14 protein-coding genes are annotated in these 15,772 nt (G+C 73.7%); 5 read left to right on the top strand and 9 right to left on the bottom strand.

All coding sequences use genetic code 11. The annotated features are described in order from the left end of the window. Positions 1 to 163: 163 nt before the first annotated feature. Both ACIA6C_RS12060 and ACIA6C_RS12055 read left to right on the top strand, forming a co-directional pair. The gene (locus tag ACIA6C_RS12060) at positions 164 to 574 is read left to right on the top strand and encodes a rodlin (RefSeq protein WP_366080523.1); all 411 of its coding nucleotides are present in this window, start codon (positions 164 to 166) and stop codon (positions 572 to 574) included. A gap of 208 nt (positions 575 to 782) precedes the next feature. Continuing rightward, positions 783 to 1,703, top strand: coding sequence for a glycoside hydrolase family 19 protein (locus ACIA6C_RS12055; protein WP_399274892.1), 921 nt, complete (start codon positions 783 to 785; stop codon positions 1,701 to 1,703). A gap of 16 nt (positions 1,704 to 1,719) precedes the next feature. Here ACIA6C_RS12055 and ACIA6C_RS12050 read toward each other — a convergent pair whose 3' ends face one another. The 3 genes from ACIA6C_RS12050 to ACIA6C_RS12040 form a co-directional block, all read right to left on the bottom strand. Continuing rightward, positions 1,720 to 4,485 (bottom strand): AAA family ATPase, encoded by a 2,766-nt coding sequence (locus tag ACIA6C_RS12050; RefSeq protein WP_399274890.1) that lies wholly within the window; start codon positions 4,483 to 4,485, stop codon positions 1,720 to 1,722. A 234-nt stretch (positions 4,486 to 4,719) separates the two neighbouring features. Then, positions 4,720 to 6,495, bottom strand: a complete 1,776-nt coding sequence (locus tag ACIA6C_RS12045; RefSeq protein ID WP_399276201.1) for a S8 family serine peptidase — start codon at positions 6,493 to 6,495, stop codon at positions 4,720 to 4,722. A 370-nt stretch (positions 6,496 to 6,865) separates the two neighbouring features. Then, positions 6,866 to 7,609 carry a DUF1838 family protein gene (locus ACIA6C_RS12040; protein WP_399274888.1) on the bottom strand — a complete coding sequence of 248 codons (744 nt, stop codon included), beginning with the start codon at positions 7,607 to 7,609 and terminating at the stop codon, positions 6,866 to 6,868. A gap of 161 nt (positions 7,610 to 7,770) precedes the next feature. On the opposite strand from ACIA6C_RS12040, the gene ACIA6C_RS12035 reads away from it, so the two are divergent. From ACIA6C_RS12035 to ACIA6C_RS12025, 3 genes are all read left to right on the top strand, one after another. After that, a complete protein-coding gene (locus ACIA6C_RS12035) occupies positions 7,771 to 8,751 on the top strand; it encodes a DUF1996 domain-containing protein (protein WP_399274886.1) in 981 nt (326 codons plus the stop codon). 99 nt (positions 8,752 to 8,850) lie between these two features. Beyond that, positions 8,851 to 9,453, top strand: coding sequence for a sigma-70 family RNA polymerase sigma factor (locus tag ACIA6C_RS12030; protein ID WP_361137276.1), 603 nt, complete (start codon positions 8,851 to 8,853; stop codon positions 9,451 to 9,453). Beyond that, the gene (locus ACIA6C_RS12025) at positions 9,450 to 10,178 is read left to right on the top strand and encodes an anti-sigma factor family protein (protein ID WP_399274884.1); all 729 of its coding nucleotides are present in this window, start codon (positions 9,450 to 9,452) and stop codon (positions 10,176 to 10,178) included. Before ACIA6C_RS12030 ends, ACIA6C_RS12025 begins: the two co-directional genes overlap by 4 nt. Positions 10,179 to 10,344: 166 nt before the next feature. Here ACIA6C_RS12025 and ACIA6C_RS12020 read toward each other — a convergent pair whose 3' ends face one another. Genes ACIA6C_RS12020 through ACIA6C_RS11995 form a run of 6 tightly spaced genes read right to left on the bottom strand, consistent with a single transcriptional unit; the run spans position 10,345 to position 15,726 of the window. Continuing rightward, a complete protein-coding gene (locus tag ACIA6C_RS12020) occupies positions 10,345 to 11,580 on the bottom strand; it encodes a cytochrome P450 (protein WP_399274882.1) in 1,236 nt (411 codons plus the stop codon). Beyond that, on the bottom strand, positions 11,577 to 12,815 hold the full coding sequence (locus ACIA6C_RS12015) for a cytochrome P450 (protein WP_399274880.1): 1,239 nt from the start codon (positions 12,813 to 12,815) through the stop codon (positions 11,577 to 11,579). Before ACIA6C_RS12015 ends, ACIA6C_RS12020 begins: the two co-directional genes overlap by 4 nt. Then, positions 12,812 to 13,429 carry a GTP-binding protein gene (locus ACIA6C_RS12010; RefSeq protein WP_399274878.1) on the bottom strand — a complete coding sequence of 206 codons (618 nt, stop codon included), beginning with the start codon at positions 13,427 to 13,429 and terminating at the stop codon, positions 12,812 to 12,814. Before ACIA6C_RS12010 ends, ACIA6C_RS12015 begins: the two co-directional genes overlap by 4 nt. After that, the gene (locus ACIA6C_RS12005) at positions 13,410 to 13,763 is read right to left on the bottom strand and encodes a DUF742 domain-containing protein (protein WP_366083409.1); all 354 of its coding nucleotides are present in this window, start codon (positions 13,761 to 13,763) and stop codon (positions 13,410 to 13,412) included. Before ACIA6C_RS12005 ends, ACIA6C_RS12010 begins: the two co-directional genes overlap by 20 nt. Further along, complete coding sequence (locus tag ACIA6C_RS12000) at positions 13,760 to 14,161, bottom strand: roadblock/LC7 domain-containing protein (protein ID WP_136214855.1); 402 nt, start codon at positions 14,159 to 14,161, stop codon at positions 13,760 to 13,762. The genes ACIA6C_RS12005 and ACIA6C_RS12000 overlap by 4 nt, the downstream gene beginning before the upstream one ends. After that, complete coding sequence (locus ACIA6C_RS11995) at positions 14,158 to 15,726, bottom strand: sensor histidine kinase (RefSeq protein ID WP_399274875.1); 1,569 nt, start codon at positions 15,724 to 15,726, stop codon at positions 14,158 to 14,160. The genes ACIA6C_RS12000 and ACIA6C_RS11995 overlap by 4 nt, the downstream gene beginning before the upstream one ends. Between the last annotated feature and the right edge of the window lie 46 nt (positions 15,727 to 15,772).

The raw sequence follows: 15,772 nt of genomic DNA, 5'->3' as shown, positions 1-15,772 counted from the left end.
GGCCGGGACCCCGTGCGGGGTGCGCCGCCCAGCGGGCGCCTCGCCCTGACGGTCTCCGGATCGTTGGGCCGCATGGGTGAGTGGTGATAACCCCCGGGCAAGTCGCTAGTTGATCCGGTCGTACCCGCCGGGGACAGCTCATGCGACAGAAGGATTCCTCACCATGCTCAAGAAGTTCATGGCCACCGCCGCGGTCGCCGCTTCCGTAGTCGGCGCCGGCGCCCTCGCAGCCACCCCGGCGATGGCGATCGGCAACGACAACGGCGTGAACACCGTCAACGGCAACGGTGCCGCGCAGATCTACGGCAACCAGAAGACCGAGGGCGCCATGAGCCCGCAGCTGAGCCTGGTCCAGGGTTCGCTGAACAAGCTGTGCATCGGCCTGCCGGCCAAGGCGAACGTGCAGTCGCTCGTGGCCCTGGTCAACGTCGGTGTCCAGGACATCAACGTCCTGTCCAACCCGCAGAACCAGCAGTGCGCGGAGAACTCCACCCAGGCCAAGGGCGACGAGTCGCTGTCGCACATCCTGGACAACATCCCGGTCCTCTCCGGGAACCTGTCCGCCAACAGCTGACCGCTCTTCATCCCCGGACCGGCGTGACGGCATCGGCCGTCACGCCGGTCCGGCGTTCGCGGCGAGCCGCAAGAGGCGAGCGGCTCTTTCGCCAAATGCAACAGCTTTGGTCTAGACCTTGACAGGTTCAGACCACTTTCGCTTCAGTGGCCGTAGTTGCCCCCCACTCGACACCTCAGGCAACTCCCCCCACTGAAGGAGCAGTTCCGTGATCCGTGCGCTACGTCGCCGCGCCCTCTCCCTGGCCGCGGCCGCCGCCGTGACCCTCGGCGTCGCCATCGCCCTGCCCGCCTCCCCCGCCGCCGCGGCCCCCGCCTGCGCCGGTTCCTGGACCGCGGCCGCCGTCTACACGAACGGCATGAGCGCCTCGTACGGCGGACACAACTGGCAGGCCAAGTGGTGGACCCAGGGCGAGACCCCCGGCACCACCGGGCAGTGGGGGGTCTGGTCGGACCAGGGCGCCTGCGGCAGCGGTGGCCAGGACCCCGACCCCGGCACCGGGAACCCCTCGGGATTCGTCGTCAGCGAGGCCCAGTTCAACCAGATGTTCCCGAACCGGAACCCCTTCTACACCTACAACGGGCTGGTCGCGGCCCTCTCGGCGTACCCGGCCTTCGCGCACACCGGAGACGACACCGTCAAGCGGCGCGAGGCCGCCGCCTTCCTCGCCAACGTCTCCCACGAGACCGGCGGACTGGTCTACATCGTCGAGCAGAACACCGCCAACTACCCGCACTACTGCGACGCGTCCCAGCCCTACGGCTGCCCCGCCGGCCAGGCCGCCTACTACGGACGCGGCCCCATCCAGCTGAGCTGGAACTTCAACTACAAGGCCGCGGGCGACGCACTCGGCATCGACCTCCTCGCCAACCCCTACCTCGTGGAGCAGGACCCGGCCGTCGCGATGAAGACCGCCCTCTGGTACTGGAACACGCAGAACGGCCCGGGCACCATGACCGCCCACGCCGCGATGGTGAACGGCGCCGGCTTCGGCGAGACGATCCGCTCCATCAACGGCTCCCTGGAGTGCAACGGCGGCAACCCGGCACAGGTCCAGAGCCGGGTGAACGCCTACGAGAGCTTCACCCGGCTGCTGGGCGTCACCCCGGGCGACCACCTCACCTGCTGACCCGGGCCGCCCCTGCTCAGCGCGCGCGCAGGGCCGTCGCCAGCTGGGCCCGCGAACGGACGTCGAGTTTCTGGTAGATGCGGGTGAGCCGGGACTCCACCGTCTTCACGCTGAGGAAGAGCTTCGCGGCGGCTTCCTGGTTGCTCGCTCCCTGGCTGACGAGCAGCGCGAGGCGGGTCTCGGCCTCGGTCAGGGCCGTCACCCCGGGGTGCAGGGCGCCGGCTTCGGGAGCGCTCTCCCGGGCCAGGTCCAGCCACGGCTTCGCCCCGGCCCGGTCGAACACCTCGGCCGCCTCCCGCAGCGCGGTACGGGCCGGGGCGCGGCGCCGGCGGCGGCGTTCGACACGGGCCAGGGCCAGGAGCGTACGGCCGCGTTCGAGGGGCAGCCCGAGCTCCACGAACCGGCGGGCCGTGGCCTCCAGCAGGGCCACGGCCGCGTCCGCGTCGCCCTGCGCGGAAAGGCACAGCCCCTGGGCCCGGTCGAGGGCGGCCAGGACTCCGGTGCGCGCGAGCGCGCGGGCCACCGTACGGACGGAGTCCAGCAGTTCCGCGGCTTCGCCGGGGGCGTCGGCCGCGACCAGGGCCTCGGCGAGGTCCCCGTGCCAGCGCAGGATCGAGGGGTCGACCACCTGCTGGGCCTCTTCCAGGCCGGCGACCCGGCGCAGCGTGGCCACGGCCTTCGCGGCGTCACCCGTGGCCAGTTCGACGAGGCCGAGGGCGTACAGGCTCCGGGAGAGGAAGACCTGGTCGTGTTCCTCCTCCGAGGCCTGGATGCCGCGGCGGGCGTAGCCGGCGGCCCGGGCGAAGCTGCCGCTCGTGGCTTCGGCCGTCGCGGCGACATACCAGGCGGGACCGGGCGACAGGCCCGCCTCGATGGTGAGTTCCAGGGCGCGCCGGGCGTGTGCGGCACCTGCCGCGCACCTGCCGCGCCGCAGTTCGACCTCGGTGAGGCTGCGCAGCACCTCGAAGACGTCCTCCGAGGAGCCGGTGCGCTGTACGGCGGGGAGCAGGGCGAGGAGCTGACGGTGGGCGTCCTCCAGGCGGTCGTCGAAGAGGGCGTGCCGCACGGCGAGGTACTGGGGCGCGTTGCGCATGCCGAGCGGCACCTCGGGAGCGGGCAGGGCGAGCGCCTCGGCGAGGATGTCCTCGGCTCCGGGGTCACCGAGGATGCGGCCCATGCGGGCCCGCACGGTCAGTGCCATGGCCTCGGCCACCTGGTCCCCGCCGAGCGCGGCCAGCGCTCCGGCTTCGGCCGCCGCGTCGCGGGAGCGTACGGGGTCTCCGTCGCTGAGGTTGTGCTTCCAGGCGACCCGCAGCCGGACGGCGGCCAGCAGCGCCGGGTCCCCCGCGGCGTCGTCGATGGCGTAGGCGAAGGTCTCGTCGAGGTCGGCCAGCGCCTGGCCGGCGGCGTCGATCACGGCGAGGCGGGCGCGGACCCGGTCGGCGGGCGAGGCGTCGCGGGCGAGGACGGCGCGGGTGGCGCGGCGGGCGAGGTCGGCGCGGCCCGCCCAGCCCGCGTCCTCGGCGGCCGTGACCAGCCGGGCCAGTTCCTCCTCGGGCCGGTCGCCGGGGGTGCGTTCGGCGGCGAGCAGCCCGAGTTCGGCGGCCAGTGCCCGCTGGCCGCGGCGGCGGCAGGCAGCGGCGGCCTCGGTGATCTCGGCGGCGAGGCGGGCGTCGGGGGTGTCCACGGCCAGCGCCCGGTGCCGTACGGCCTGGACGGGGTCGTCCACGGCGGCGGCGAGCGCGGCGTGCCCGGCGGCCCGCTCGGGCCAGCCCGCGTCGGCGGCCAGTGCCGTGGGCAGCGCGCCGGCGGTGAAGCGGACGGCGCCGTCCTCCCCGACGGTGACCAGCGCGGCCCGTTCCGCCTCGGCCAGCTCCGCTTCGGCGTCGGGGCTGCCGGCCCGGCGCAGCAGGGCGGTCGTGGGACGGGAGGCGAGGGCGGCGAGGAGCAGGGTGCGGCGGGCCCGGGCCGGGGCTTCGGCGAGGAGCCTGCGCGCGACTTCGCGGGCCTGCCCCGATACGGGCAGGGTGTCGGCGTGGTGGGCGCCGGATGCGCCGTCGCGGGCGCCGGCGGCTTCGGTGAGGGAGTGGCCGAGGGCGAGGGCGAGGCGCGGGTTGCCGCCGCTGGCCTGGTGGATGCGGCCGGCGAGGCGGGCGGGCAGCCCATGGCGCACGAGCAGTTCGGCGACTTCGTCCGCGCCGAGCGGGGGCACCCGGACGGCGGGGGTGGCGGGCCCGCAGAGCGGTCCGGCGACGGGGGCGCCGCCCTGCACGCACTCGGCGACCAGGACGCGGACCCGGGGCGGCGTCAGGCGCAGGGCGAAGCGGAGCAGGCCGGTGCTTTCGGCGTCGAGCCACTGGGCGTTGTCGATGACGAGCAGCACGGGGTTGCGCGCGGCGAGGGTGCGCAGGACCTCGACGACGGCGAGGCGCAGCGCCACGTGGTCGCGGCCGGCGCCGGGCGTGTCGGTCTCCCGGCGCAGGAGGGCGATCGCGGTGCGCTGGGGTCCGGCGAGCCGTTCGAGGGCGGCGGCGGGGACGGAGGCGAGCAGGGCGGCGGCCGAGGCCTCGGGTATGGACTGGTCGGCGGCTTCGGGGGCGAGGTGGAGCACGGTTTCGCGTCGCGCTTCGGCGGCGGCCGCGACGGCGCGCACCACCTCGGTCTTGCCGGCGCCGGCGGGTCCGGTGAGGATCGCCCGGCCGTGGGTGGTCAGCGCGCGGTCGACCGCCGCGATGAGTTCACCGTGTCCGACGCTTGTGTCAGCGTTCCCCGTCGCCGCCACGCACAGCCACCAGCCTTTCGCGCCCCTGCCCTGTGCCTTTCCTGTGAGCGCGACAATACGAGGTCGGCTGCCGGGCGGACCCTCATTGTGACGCAGAAATCAGTCGGCCGGCCGGAATGCACGGCGGACCTGCCGGTACGGGAGGTACCGGCAGGTCCGGGGGCTGGTCCGAGGGCTGGAATCGACGCTGGTGCTGGTCCGTACCATCGGCCCGTCAGGGCCGCGGCGGCGGACTCAGAAGCCGAGGCTCCAGGAGTCGATGTAGCCCGTGTCGGCGGCGGCCACGTCCTGCACGCGCAGCTGCCAGGTGCCGTTGGCGGGCAGGGCGGAGGCGTCCACGGTGTACGTGGTGAGCACGTTGTCCGCGCTGTCGCCCGAGGAGCTCTGGAGCCGCTTGACGGTGCCGTCCGGCGCGACCAGGTCGATGACGAGGTCACCGCGGTAGGTGTGCTTGATGTCGACGTTCACCTTGAGGGCGGCCGGGGCGTTGCCGGTGAGGCCGGAGACGGTGACCGAGGAGGAGACGGCGCCGCCGTTGTCCGGGATCGCGACGTCCGTGGTGTTGTCGAACACCGGCGTGACCGGCGTGGAGGTCACGGCGTTCACCGTGGCGGCCGCGTCGGCGAGGCCGGCGCCGCAGCCGCCGGTGCAGGTCCCGGCGAGCGGACGGGCGTTGGCCTTGATGGCCGCCTTGACCTGCGCCGGGGTGAGGGACGGCTTGGCGGCCACCAGGAGCGCGGCGAGTCCCGCGACGTGCGGGGAGGCCATGCTGGTGCCCTGGTACGGCTTGTAGATCTCCGCGCCCGGGGTGGTGGTGCCCGCGTTCAGCGAGGAGAGGATGCCGTTCTCGGGGGTGGTGACGGTGCCGGGGGTGTCGGTGGCGCGGCGGGTCTCACCGCCGGGGGCGGTGATGTCGATGCGGGTACCGAAGTTGGAGTAGAAGGAGCGGTCGCCGGTCCGGTTGGAGGCGGCCACGGTGATCACGTTGTTGCAGCTGGCGGGGGTGAAGCCCGACGCGTCGGCGTTGGAGTTGCCGGCGGCGACCACGACGGTGGTGCCGCGGGCGACGGCCGCGTTGATGGCGTTCTGGTAGCTGGTGCCGCAGGTGCCCGAGCCGCCGAGGCTCATGTTGATGACCTTGGCGGGGGTGGCGTTGGCCGGGACGCCGGGGACGGAGCCGCCGGAGGCCCAGGTGATGGCGTCGACGATGTCCGAGGTGGCACCGCCGCACTTGCCGAGGACGCGGACGGGCTGGATCTTCGCGTTGTACGCGATGCCGGCGACGCCCTTGGCGTTGTTGGTGGCCGCGGCGATGGTGCCGGCGACGTGGGTGCCGTGCCAGGAGGAGCCGCTGGCCGTGGAGCCGGTGCCGCACTCGCCCGCCGCGCTCCAGTCGCCCTGGTCGGCCGGGTTGGAGTCGCGGCCGTTGCCGTCGCGGGCGGCGGTGGAGTCGCTGATGAAGTCGTAGCCGGCGACGATGTTGGGGGCGACGTCGGAGTGGGTGACGTAGCCGGTGTCGATGACGGCGACGGTGACGCCGGAACCGGTCGACTTGTCCCAGGCAGCGGGTACGTTCATTCCGGCGGTGGCCTCGAAGAGGTCCCACTGCTTGGCGTACTCGGTGTCGTTCGGGGTGGCCATGGCGTAGGCGCGGGAGTCCGGCTCGACGTAGGCGACGTCGGGGTCGGCGCGGAACTGGGCCATCACGTCGGCCGCGTCGGCCGGGGCGGTCGCACCACCCAGGCTGACGAGGGCGGCGCCGGTGCCGAGGCGGCGGTCGAACTTCGCCTTCTTGCCGGCCTTCTTCCCCTTGGCGGCGGCGTCGTCGGCGGCCGCGCTGTTGGAGCCGGCTTCGGCGGCTGAGGCCTTGTAGCCGACGATCAGGTTCTGCACGGGCGCGGCACCCGGGGCGGCGGGGGCCGCGGCGGCCGGGAGGGTGGTGGCGGGGTCAAAGGAGCCGGTCACGGCCACGGAGGCGGTGGCGGAGCCCGCCAGCAGGGTGACGGACATGGCCACCACGGATATGAGCCGACGTCTGGATGCGTGCACGTGTTCCCTTTCGCGGGCCGTTTCCGGGCAGGCCGGAGCGGCCGGTTCGAGCTGTGTGGGAGGTGAACCGGCGGCCGGGGCGGGCCGGGAGCGGGCTGGTCAGGCCCGCTCCGGACACCACCGCGCGCCGCGTTGCCCGGCCGCGACGGCGGGGCGGGGCAACGGCGGTACCGGCGATCCGGCCCGGCCGCGCAAGGCTTCACACCATGTGGGGTTGGTGCGGGGACCGTTCGTGGCGGGGAAGACCGCCGGTGGGCAGACAGTAGGCAACGCGGGGATGAACTCGATACGGGGAAAACCCTTGTCGACCCCCCTGCCCGTGCCCCGGGGGCTACCGGGGCGGGTGGAGGGCCCGGAAGTAGGTCCAGCTGGTCTCGTTCGGCGCGGTCCACTTCTCGGGGGCGCGGGCGAACTCGGGGTGGTGCGCGGCGATGTAGGCGCGGGTGCGTTCGGGGGCGTCTTCGTAGGAGGGGAGTTTGCGACCGCGACAGTGGAAGGTGAGTCCGCCGGGCCGCGCCCCCTGTTCCATCCAGGGCAGCCACGGGGACATCCGGGTCCAGGACATCGTGGCGGGGACGCTCGGCGCGTCGGCGGTCAGGGCGGTCGCCGGCGCGAAGAACTGGAACAGCTCAAGGGCCCGGTAGGTGTCGTCCGCCGAGTTCAGCGGGTACTGGGCGACGGGCAGCGGCGAGGGGTAGGAGAGGGGGATCTCCAGGCTGAAACACACCTGGTCGCCGAGGTCGGTCACGGGTACGGGGAAGGGCCGCCAGGCCTGGTTCGCGGGGTCGTTCCAGACGTGCACCACGGGCTTGTCCTCCCATGTCTCCAGGATCTCGCGGCTGCGCGGGTCCAGGTAGAAGGCGGCTTCCCGGGTGAGGAGCCGGTACGTCCCCTCCTCCTCGCCCCCGCCGGCTTCCAGCCGGGCCACGTTGACGCCCTCGAAGCCGAAGAGGTGCCGGTAGGGCTCTCCCGGCGCCCAGGAGTGGACGTCTCCGGTCCACCAGAAGGTCACCTCGCTGCCGTCGAGCGAGGCGCGGGTGCGGGCGAGGGCGAGGAGGAGCTCGGCGGGAGTCATGGCGTCCACTGTGCGCGGCCGGCGACCGCCCCGGCAAGGAGCGACATGGCCAACCGGGGTCCGGCCGCGGTGCGTTGGGGGCAGCGGGTGCGGGGCGCGGCCGCCGGGGCCCGCGCGGGCGCGGTTGACTCGGGTGGCGGGCACCGGCAACCGTGGGCGCCATGGGGAACGAACACCGATTGCTCGCGCTGCTCGTCTGCCTGGTCCTGGGCGGCGGGCTGTGCGCCGCCGTGCTCGGTGCTTCCCGGGCGGCCGGGCCCCGCGCGGGCCCGGCGGCCGCGGACTTCGCCGCCCCGCGCGACATGTCCCCGGAGCCGGGCCTGCTTCCCACCGGCCCCGACGCCTCGACCGGGACGGTGACGGTGGATTGCGGCCGCAACGGTGAAGGGCACTACAACCAGGACAACCTGGTGGTCTCCCCGGGGCTGCGGGCGGGCGCCCACCACACCCACGCCTACGTGGGGAACCTGTCCACCGACGCGCTGTCCACGGACGCCTCCCTGGCGGCCGCGCCCACGAGCTGCGCGGGCGGCGACCGCTCGACGTACTACTGGCCGGTCCTGCGCCGCACGGACCGGCCGGGCCGGGATCCGCGCGAGAACACGCCGGGGCACGGCAACGCGGGCGAGATCGTGCCGGAGGCGGCGGTGACGGTGGAATTCCGGGGCAGTCCGGTCGGGAAGGTGGTGCCGATGCCGCGGTTCCTGCGGGCGGTGACCGGCGACGCGCTCGCGTACACGGCGGGCGCCGCCGCGCAGGTCCGGGCCCGCTGGGGCTGTTCGGGCACTCCCGGGTCGGCCTCCGCGCACTATCCGCGCTGTCCTGCCGGGCAGCGCGTCACGCGGACCCTGGTCTTCCCCAGCTGCTGGAACGGGCTGGACGACGACAGCCCGGGGCACCGCTCGCACCTGCTGTTCCCCGCCGTGACCGGCGTCTGCCCCCAGGGCACCTTCCCGGTTCCGCAGCTGCGCGTGTCACTGGCGTACGACCTGCCGCCGGGCGTGCCCTTCGCGCTCGATTCCTTCCCCGAGCAGCTGCACAGCCCGAAGACGGACCACGCGATGTTCGTGAACGTGATGACCGACGAGCGGATGCAGGAAGTGGCCGACTGCCTCAACGACGGCCGCACCTGCCGCACCTGAGCCCCGCGCGCCCCAGTGACGCGGGTCACATGAACCCGGCCGGCCCGGGGCCCGTGTTCGGACCGCACCCACGCAAGCGAGGAAGACGGAGAGGGTGAGATGGCCGGACCACTGTGGCCCCGCACGCGGCGGGGCTCGACGGATGAGGCACTGATCACGTCGGTGTACGAGGAGCACGGCCACGCCCTGCTCGCGTACGCGACCCGGCTCACCGGGGACCGGGCCGCCGCCGAGGACGTGGTCCAGGAGACCCTCCTGCGGGCCTGGCGGCACTCGGAGGTGCTCGTCAACGGGAAGGGCTCGGTGCGCGGCTGGCTGCTCACCGTCGCCCGCAACATCATCACCGACCGCTACCGCGCGAAGGCCGCCCGGCCGCCGGAGGTCTCCGGCGCGGCGGCCGCTCCCCCGGTGGAGGTGGACCACGCGGACTCCGTCGTCGACACCATGACGGTGCTCGGCGCACTGGACCGGCTCACCCCGGAACACCGGGACGTGCTGACCGAGTTGTACTACCGCGAGCACAGCGTCGCCGAGGCCGCCGACCGGCTCGGCATTCCGGCGGGCACGGTCAAATCGCGTGCGCACTACGCCCTCAAGGCCCTGCGGGAGGTCTTCGCGGACGGCGCCAGGGAAGGCAACAGGAGCAGGAGGCCGGGCGGGCCGCCCCAGCAGCCCGGCGGACTGCGGGAGGTGGTGGCATGAGCCGGCAGCGGCACGAGGAGGAACTCCTCGGCCCGTACGTACTGGGAGTCCTCGACGAGGCGGACGTACGGCGCGTCGAGGAGCACGTCGGCGACTGCGTGCAGTGCCGGGAGGAGGTGGCCGCGTTGCGCGAGATGGAGAGGGCCCTGGGCGAGGTCCCCGCGGAGGCGTTCCTCGACGGGCCCCCGCAGGGCGGTGACCTGCTGCTGCGGCGCACTCTGCGCCAGGTGCGCAGCGAGCGTGCGGCGCGGGCCCGCCGGCGCTACGGGCTGGCGGGAGTGGCCGCGGCCGCCGCGCTGGCAGCCGTGTTCTGGGCCGGTACGCAGCTGGGCACGGGCGGCGCCGACGACGTCGCCGTGGCCCCACCGCCGTCCCCGTCCGCACCGCCCGCGCCGTCGGCGGTGCCCGGGACCCGGGTGGCGTCCGCGACGGACCGGGGCACCGGTACCCGGATGACGGTGCAGGTGGTGCCGGCGGCAGCCTGGGTACGGGTGCACGCGGCCGTGACCGGTGTGCCTCCGGGCGAGCGCTGCCGGCTGGTGGTGGTCTCCCGGGACGGCACGCGCAGCACGGCGGGCGGGTGGGTCGTGGGCACCACGGAACTCGGCGAGGGCAAGGGCGCCTCACTGGACGGCTCGGCGGCCGTGGCGGCGGCCGACGTCCGTGAGGTGCTGGTCGAGAACGAGGCGGGCAAGACCTTCGTCTCGGTCTCGCTCCGGGCCTGACGGCCCCCGGACGTGACGGAGCCCGGGAACATATCCAGTTCCCGGGCTCCTGCGTGCCACCCGATTGCGCACACCGGCGGCGGGCATTCGTGTTTTCCCGCGGCTTCGGAAGGCTCGACGGAAGGGCTCGGTGAACGGGCTCAGCGGAAGGGCTCAGCGGAAGGGCTCAGCGCAGGCGGACCGGGAGGTCGAACAGGTCGTTCTGGGTCAGGATCGGCTTGTTGCGCAGCTCCTCGCGGGGGACGGCGAGGGTGAGGCCGGGGAAGCGGGCGTAGAGGGCGGGGAGCGCCACGAGTGCCTCCAGGCGGGAGAGCGCCGCGCCGGGGCAGACGTGCGGGCCGTGGCCGAAGGAGATGTGCCGGTTGGGGGTGCGGGTGGCGTCGAACTCGCCCGCGTCCGGGCCGTGCTGGGCCTCGTCGCGGCCGATGGCGCCGAAGGAGACGATCAGTCCCTCGCCCTTCGGCAGGATCCGGTCGCCCACCTCGATGTCCTCGGCCGCGAAGCGGATCAGGACGTGCGAGGTCGGGGTGGACCAGCGCAGGGTCTCCTCGATGACGTTCTCCCACGGCACCTCGCCCTTGAGGACGCGGGCGCGCTGCTCGGGGTGGGTCTCCAGGGCGACGACCGCGTTGACGATCAGGCTGATGGTCGTCTCGTGGCCCGCGGCGACCATCAGCTGGAGGGTGTTGGTGATCTCCTCCGTGGTGAGGTGGTCGCCGTTCTCCGAGGCCGCGATCAGGGCGCTGGTCAGGTCGTCGCCCGGGTTCTCGCGCTTGGACTCCACGATCCGGGAGAACAGTGCGGCCAGGTCGACCATCATCTGCGGCACCTCGTGCGGCGGCGTCTGCGTCGAGAAGAACTTCTCGAACAGCGCTTTGAGGCGGGGGTGTTCGGCGCTGTCGACACCCATGAGCTCGCTGATGACGTTCATCGGCAGCGGGTAGGCGAACTCCGCCTTGAGGTCCACGCCGGCGCCGGCCGGCAGCTCGGCGAGCCGGTCGAGCATCCCGGCCGTCAGCGCCTCGATGCCCGCGCGCAGCTTCTCCACCCGGCGGACGGTCAGGGCCTGCGCGACGAGGCTGCGCAGGCGCCGGTGCTCGTCGCCGTCGACGGTGAGCATGGAGCGGCCGGGGTTGGCGAGGCCGATCAGCGGCCAGTCCGGCGGGATCTCACCGCGCTGCCAGGCGCCCCAGACACCGATGTCCTTGACCAGGCGGGAGTCGGTCAGCAGTGCCCGTGCCTGGACGTGGTGCGTGACGGCGTACACGCCGACGCCGCCGGGCAGGACGACCCGGGCCAGCGGTCCGGCGGCGCGCAGCGCGGCGCTCTCGGCGTCGAGGTCGGCGACGAGGGGGTCCAGGGTGATGGCGGCGGGTCCCGTGTGGTCGATCGGGCACGTCATCGGGAGGCTCCAAGGGCGGGGGTCGGGGTGAAGATCACGGGGAGCGCGGTCAGCCCGCGCAGCCAGGGCGAGGGCCGCCGGGCGAGGTCGGCGGCGGGCACGGCGAGGTCGACGTCCGGGAGCCGGTCGAGGAGGACCTCGATGCCGGTGCGGGCGATGGCCTCGGCGACCTCCTGGGCGGGGAAGGGGCAGCGGTGTTCGCCGTGGCCGAAGGAGAAGAAGGCGTTGTTGCCGCCGGTCAGGGCTCCGACGTGGGTGCGTACGTGCGGGTCGGCGTTGGCGGCGGCCAGTCCGAGCAGCACGAGGTCGCCGCGGTTGATGCGCTGTCCGCCGAGGTGGGTGTCGCGGGAGGTCCAGCGCCCGGCCACGTTCTGGGTGGGCGTGTCCTCCCACAGGACCTCGTTCATCGCTTCGCCGACGCTGTGCCGGCCGCCGGCGAGGGAGGCGGCGAACCGGTCGTCGGTGAGCATGAGCCGCAGGGTGTTGCCGATCCAGTCGGCGGTGGGCTGGTGCCCGGCGGCCAGCATCACCATGAGGTCCTGCGCGATCTCCTCGACGGTGAAGTCGCCCCGGGCGGCGAGCATCCGGGAGACGACGTCGTGGCCCGGGCGCACCAGCTTGTCCGCGATGAGCGCGAACATCGACTCGGCGAGGTGGCGCTGGCCGTCGAGGGCCCCCTCGCGGCCGTTGATCATGTCGTTCATGGCGGTGACGAGGCCGGGGCCCTGCTCGTCGGAGAATCCGTAGGTCCGGGCGAGGACGCGCAGCGGCAGCAGCATCGCGTATTCGCCGACGATGTCGCACTCGCCCTTGCCGCACAGCCCGTCGATCAGCTCGTCCGCGAACCGTTCGGCGTGGCCCTTGAGTTCGAAGGGGTCGACGGCTTCCAGTGCCCCGGAGACGACCGCCGCCCGTTCGCGGTGGCGTTCGCCGACGGTGTAGAGGATGGAGGGCTGCTTGCGGCCGATCATCGGGAGCAGGGGCCAGTCGGCGGGGATGCGGTCCCACTGGTTCCACAGCTCGGAGTCGCGGGTGAAGAGCTGCGGGTCGCTGGTGACCTGGTGCAGCTCGCGGTAGCCGAGGACCAGCCAGGCCGGTACGTCGCCGTCCAGGACGACCGGGGCGACGGCGCCGTGCTCGCGCCGCATCTCCCGGTACAGCGCGACGGGATCGGTCTGGAACCGCGGACCGCCGAGGTAGACGGGCTGCGGTTCGCGGTCGGCGGGGGTGGTCACGGGGTGGGCTCCGGGGTGTGGGACAGGGTGGCCGTCTGGAGGTGGCGGACGAGGGAGATCAGGACGTCCTTGCTGGAGGCGCGCGAGCGGGCGTCGCAGAAGACGAGCGGCACCTCGGGCGGCAGGTCGAGGGCCGCGCGGACCTCCTCGGCGGTGTGGCCGGGGCCGCCGAAGTCGTTGCAGGCCACCACGAAGGGCGTGCCGTGGTGTTCGAGGCGGTCGATGGCGTACCAGGAGTCGGCGAGGCGGCGCGTGTCGACGAGGACGACCGCGCCGAGGGTGCCGGAGAACAGCCGGTCCCACAGGAACCAGAAACGTTCCTGCCCGGGAGCGCCGAAGAGGTACAGCACGTTGTGCGCGTCGAGGGTGATCCGGCCGAAGTCGAAGGCGACCGTGGTGCTGCTCTTCCCGGCGACGCCGTCGGTGTCGTCGACCCCCTCGCCCGCCTTGGTCATGGTCTCTTCGGTGTTCAGCGGCCGGATCTCGCTGACCGATCGGACCATGGTGGTCTTGCCCACTCCGAAGCCGCCGACGATGACGATCTTCAAGCCGTTGTCGGCGGTGCTGCTGAGGGTCTGCCGGGTTTCACGCCGGTCAGAGGTTGCGGAGTCCAACGAGCACCTGCTCCAGGATGTCGGGGTCGGGAAGGCGGTACGCCGAACGCGGGTGCCGGGCGCTGATCCGGCCGGTGCCGAGGAGGTCGGCGAGGAGGATGCGGACGATCGACACGGGCAGGCCCAGCTCGGCGGCGATCTCGACGACCGCCGTCGGGTACTGGCACATGCGCAGGATCGCCGTGTGTTCCGACTGCATGCCGGGAACCGGATCGCATTCGGCGACGACCAGCGTGACGAGGTCGAAGGCGTCCGAACCGGAGCTGCTGCGACCGCCGGTGAGGGTGTAGAGCCGGTCCGGGGAGTCGTCCCGACCCGGCCTGGTACGGCTCAACCCCGGGGCCTCGCGATCAAATGCTCGCTCAGCTGCTCCACCAGTTCGGACATGTTGTGGCCGACCAGGCCCGCGTCGGCGTCCTCGGCGGCGACGAGCGCGAGGTGCGCGCCTTCACCGGCCTCGACGATGAACAGGATGCCGCCGTAGAACTCGGCCATCGCGGAGCGGACTCCCCCGGTGCCGTCACCGAACTCGATGGACGCGCCGTGCGACAGGCTCTGGATGCCGGCGGCGATCGCGGCGAGCTGGTCGGCCTGGTCGACAGAGAGCTCGGGGGTGCGGCACAGCTTGAGGCCGTCCCGGGAGAGCACGAGCGCGTGGCGGGCGCCGGGGGTGCGTTCCAGGAGTCCTTCCAGGAGCCAGCTGAGCGTCTCGTCGGTCGTGGAGCCGGTCATCGCGTGTTGCCTTCCGGGTGCGGTGGGTTCGTGGGCTGCTGCGCCGACGCGCCGCGCACGGCCTGCCGGAAGCTGCCGAAGCGGGCGGCGGACTGGGAGGCGCCGGTCGGCGCCGCCTGGGTACGGGCCGCGCGGGCTGCGGCTTCGGGTCCTTCGGGGTGGGCGGCGGCCAGGGTGCGGCCGCGTCGTCGCTGGGGCAGGCCGGTGTCGCCGGTCCGGGGGCTCCCGTCGGCGGATCCGGGGTCCTCGCCGCGGGCCGCGGGTGCGGCGCCCGGGGCGTCGTCCTGCGGGGACGGCGTACGTTCCTTCGCGCGCCCGGAGCCGGCGGAGCCGGCGCCGCCGCCGTGCGGGCCCGGCCCGTGGTCCGCGGCCGGTTCCCCGGTCCGCGCCCCGGGGGCTGCGGCCGGGGCGGCCACGAGCGCGGGCGTGGGCCCGGCTTCGCCCGGGGTACGGCTGATCAGCTCGTGCGGCAGCATCATCAGCGCGCCGGTACCGCCGCGCGCGGAGGGCCGGAACGACACCGTCAGCCCGTGCTTGCGGGCGAGGCGGCCGACGACCGCGAGCCCGAGGCGGGTTCCGGAGAGCCCCGCCAGGTCCAGGGACTCGCCGGTGACGGCCTGTTCGGCGCGGCGCAGCTGGACGTCGCTCATGACCAGGCCGCTGTCCTCGACGGTGATGACGATCCCGGCCGGCACCTCCTCCACGTAGACGTGGACTTCGGCGGTCGGCGGCGAGAAGTTGGCGGCGTTGTCGAGGAGTTCGGCGAGGGCGTGCATGACCCCCTCGGCGGCGTGCCCCGCGACGGCGGCGTCGCTGGTGGAGTGCAGCCGGACCCGCTGGTAGCCGCCGATCCGGCCCATGGCGCCACGCAGGATCGACTCCATGACGATCGGCTTCGCCCAGCGGCGGCCCGAGCGGGCCCCCGTGAGGACGGCGATGGAGTCCGCGAGGCGGCCGGCCTGGGCGGTGCGGTGGTCGAGGTGGAGCAGGTCGCCGAGGACGTCCTCGTCGGCGTGCCGGTGTTCCATCTCGCGCAGGTCGGCCAGCATTCCGGTGGCGAGGGCCTGCATGCGTCCGGCCGCGTTGGCGGCGGCCGCCATCGCCGCGGCCCTCCCGGACTCGGCGCGCCGCAGCTCCTCACCGAGCCGCTCGCGGTCGGCCAGCCCGGTGACGGTCACCAGGTCGAGCTCGACCCTGTGGGCGGTTTTCAGCCGCTCCAGTTCCGCCGCGTACTCCTTGGCGAGGCGCGCGGCCTCGGCGGTGCGGGCGGCCGTGTCACGGGCGGCGTCGGCGGTGAGCCGGGCGATGTGGCCGTCCCGGGCGGCGATGTCCGCGTTCAGGCCCGCGATCCGGGTGCGCAGCAGGCGACTGCCGCGCGTCAGCCAGGTGACGGCGAAGGCGGCGAGCGAGAGCAGCAGGACACCGAAGAGCGAGAACCAGCCGAGGGGAACGCGGACGTCCGACGGGGCCGCGGCCACCGCCGCCGTGCAGAGCACTCCGGCCGCGACGGCCGTGACCAGCAGGGCGAGCGCGGAGGGGCGAAGGGGGGAGGGCGACGCCGTCATCAATCAAAGCCTCAAAGCGGGGCGTAAATGGAAGAGAGGGTTCCTG

The sequence above is a fragment of the Streptomyces sp. NPDC051578 genome, assembly GCF_044454045.1.
Lineage (GTDB): Bacteria > Actinomycetota > Actinomycetes > Streptomycetales > Streptomycetaceae > Streptomyces.
This window is presented reverse-complemented; position numbering and strand designations above follow the sequence as displayed.

Coding starts and splice junctions, on each gene's coding strand:
- ACIA6C_RS12000 (WP_136214855.1), bottom strand. CDS start 14,161: ATGACCGGCTCCACGACCGACGAGACGCTCAGCTGGCTCCTGGAAGGA.
- ACIA6C_RS12025 (WP_399274884.1), top strand. CDS start 9,450: ATGAGCCGGCAGCGGCACGAGGAGGAACTCCTCGGCCCGTACGTACTG.
- ACIA6C_RS12030 (WP_361137276.1), top strand. CDS start 8,851: ATGGCCGGACCACTGTGGCCCCGCACGCGGCGGGGCTCGACGGATGAG.
- ACIA6C_RS12060 (WP_366080523.1), top strand. CDS start 164: ATGCTCAAGAAGTTCATGGCCACCGCCGCGGTCGCCGCTTCCGTAGTC.
- ACIA6C_RS11995 (WP_399274875.1), bottom strand. CDS start 15,726: ATGACGGCGTCGCCCTCCCCCCTTCGCCCCTCCGCGCTCGCCCTGCTG.
- ACIA6C_RS12045 (WP_399276201.1), bottom strand. CDS start 6,495: ATGTCCGTCACCCTGCTGGCGGGCTCCGCCACCGCCTCCGTGGCCGTG.
- ACIA6C_RS12035 (WP_399274886.1), top strand. CDS start 7,771: ATGGGGAACGAACACCGATTGCTCGCGCTGCTCGTCTGCCTGGTCCTG.
- ACIA6C_RS12040 (WP_399274888.1), bottom strand. CDS start 7,609: ATGACTCCCGCCGAGCTCCTCCTCGCCCTCGCCCGCACCCGCGCCTCG.
- ACIA6C_RS12020 (WP_399274882.1), bottom strand. CDS start 11,580: ATGACGTGCCCGATCGACCACACGGGACCCGCCGCCATCACCCTGGAC.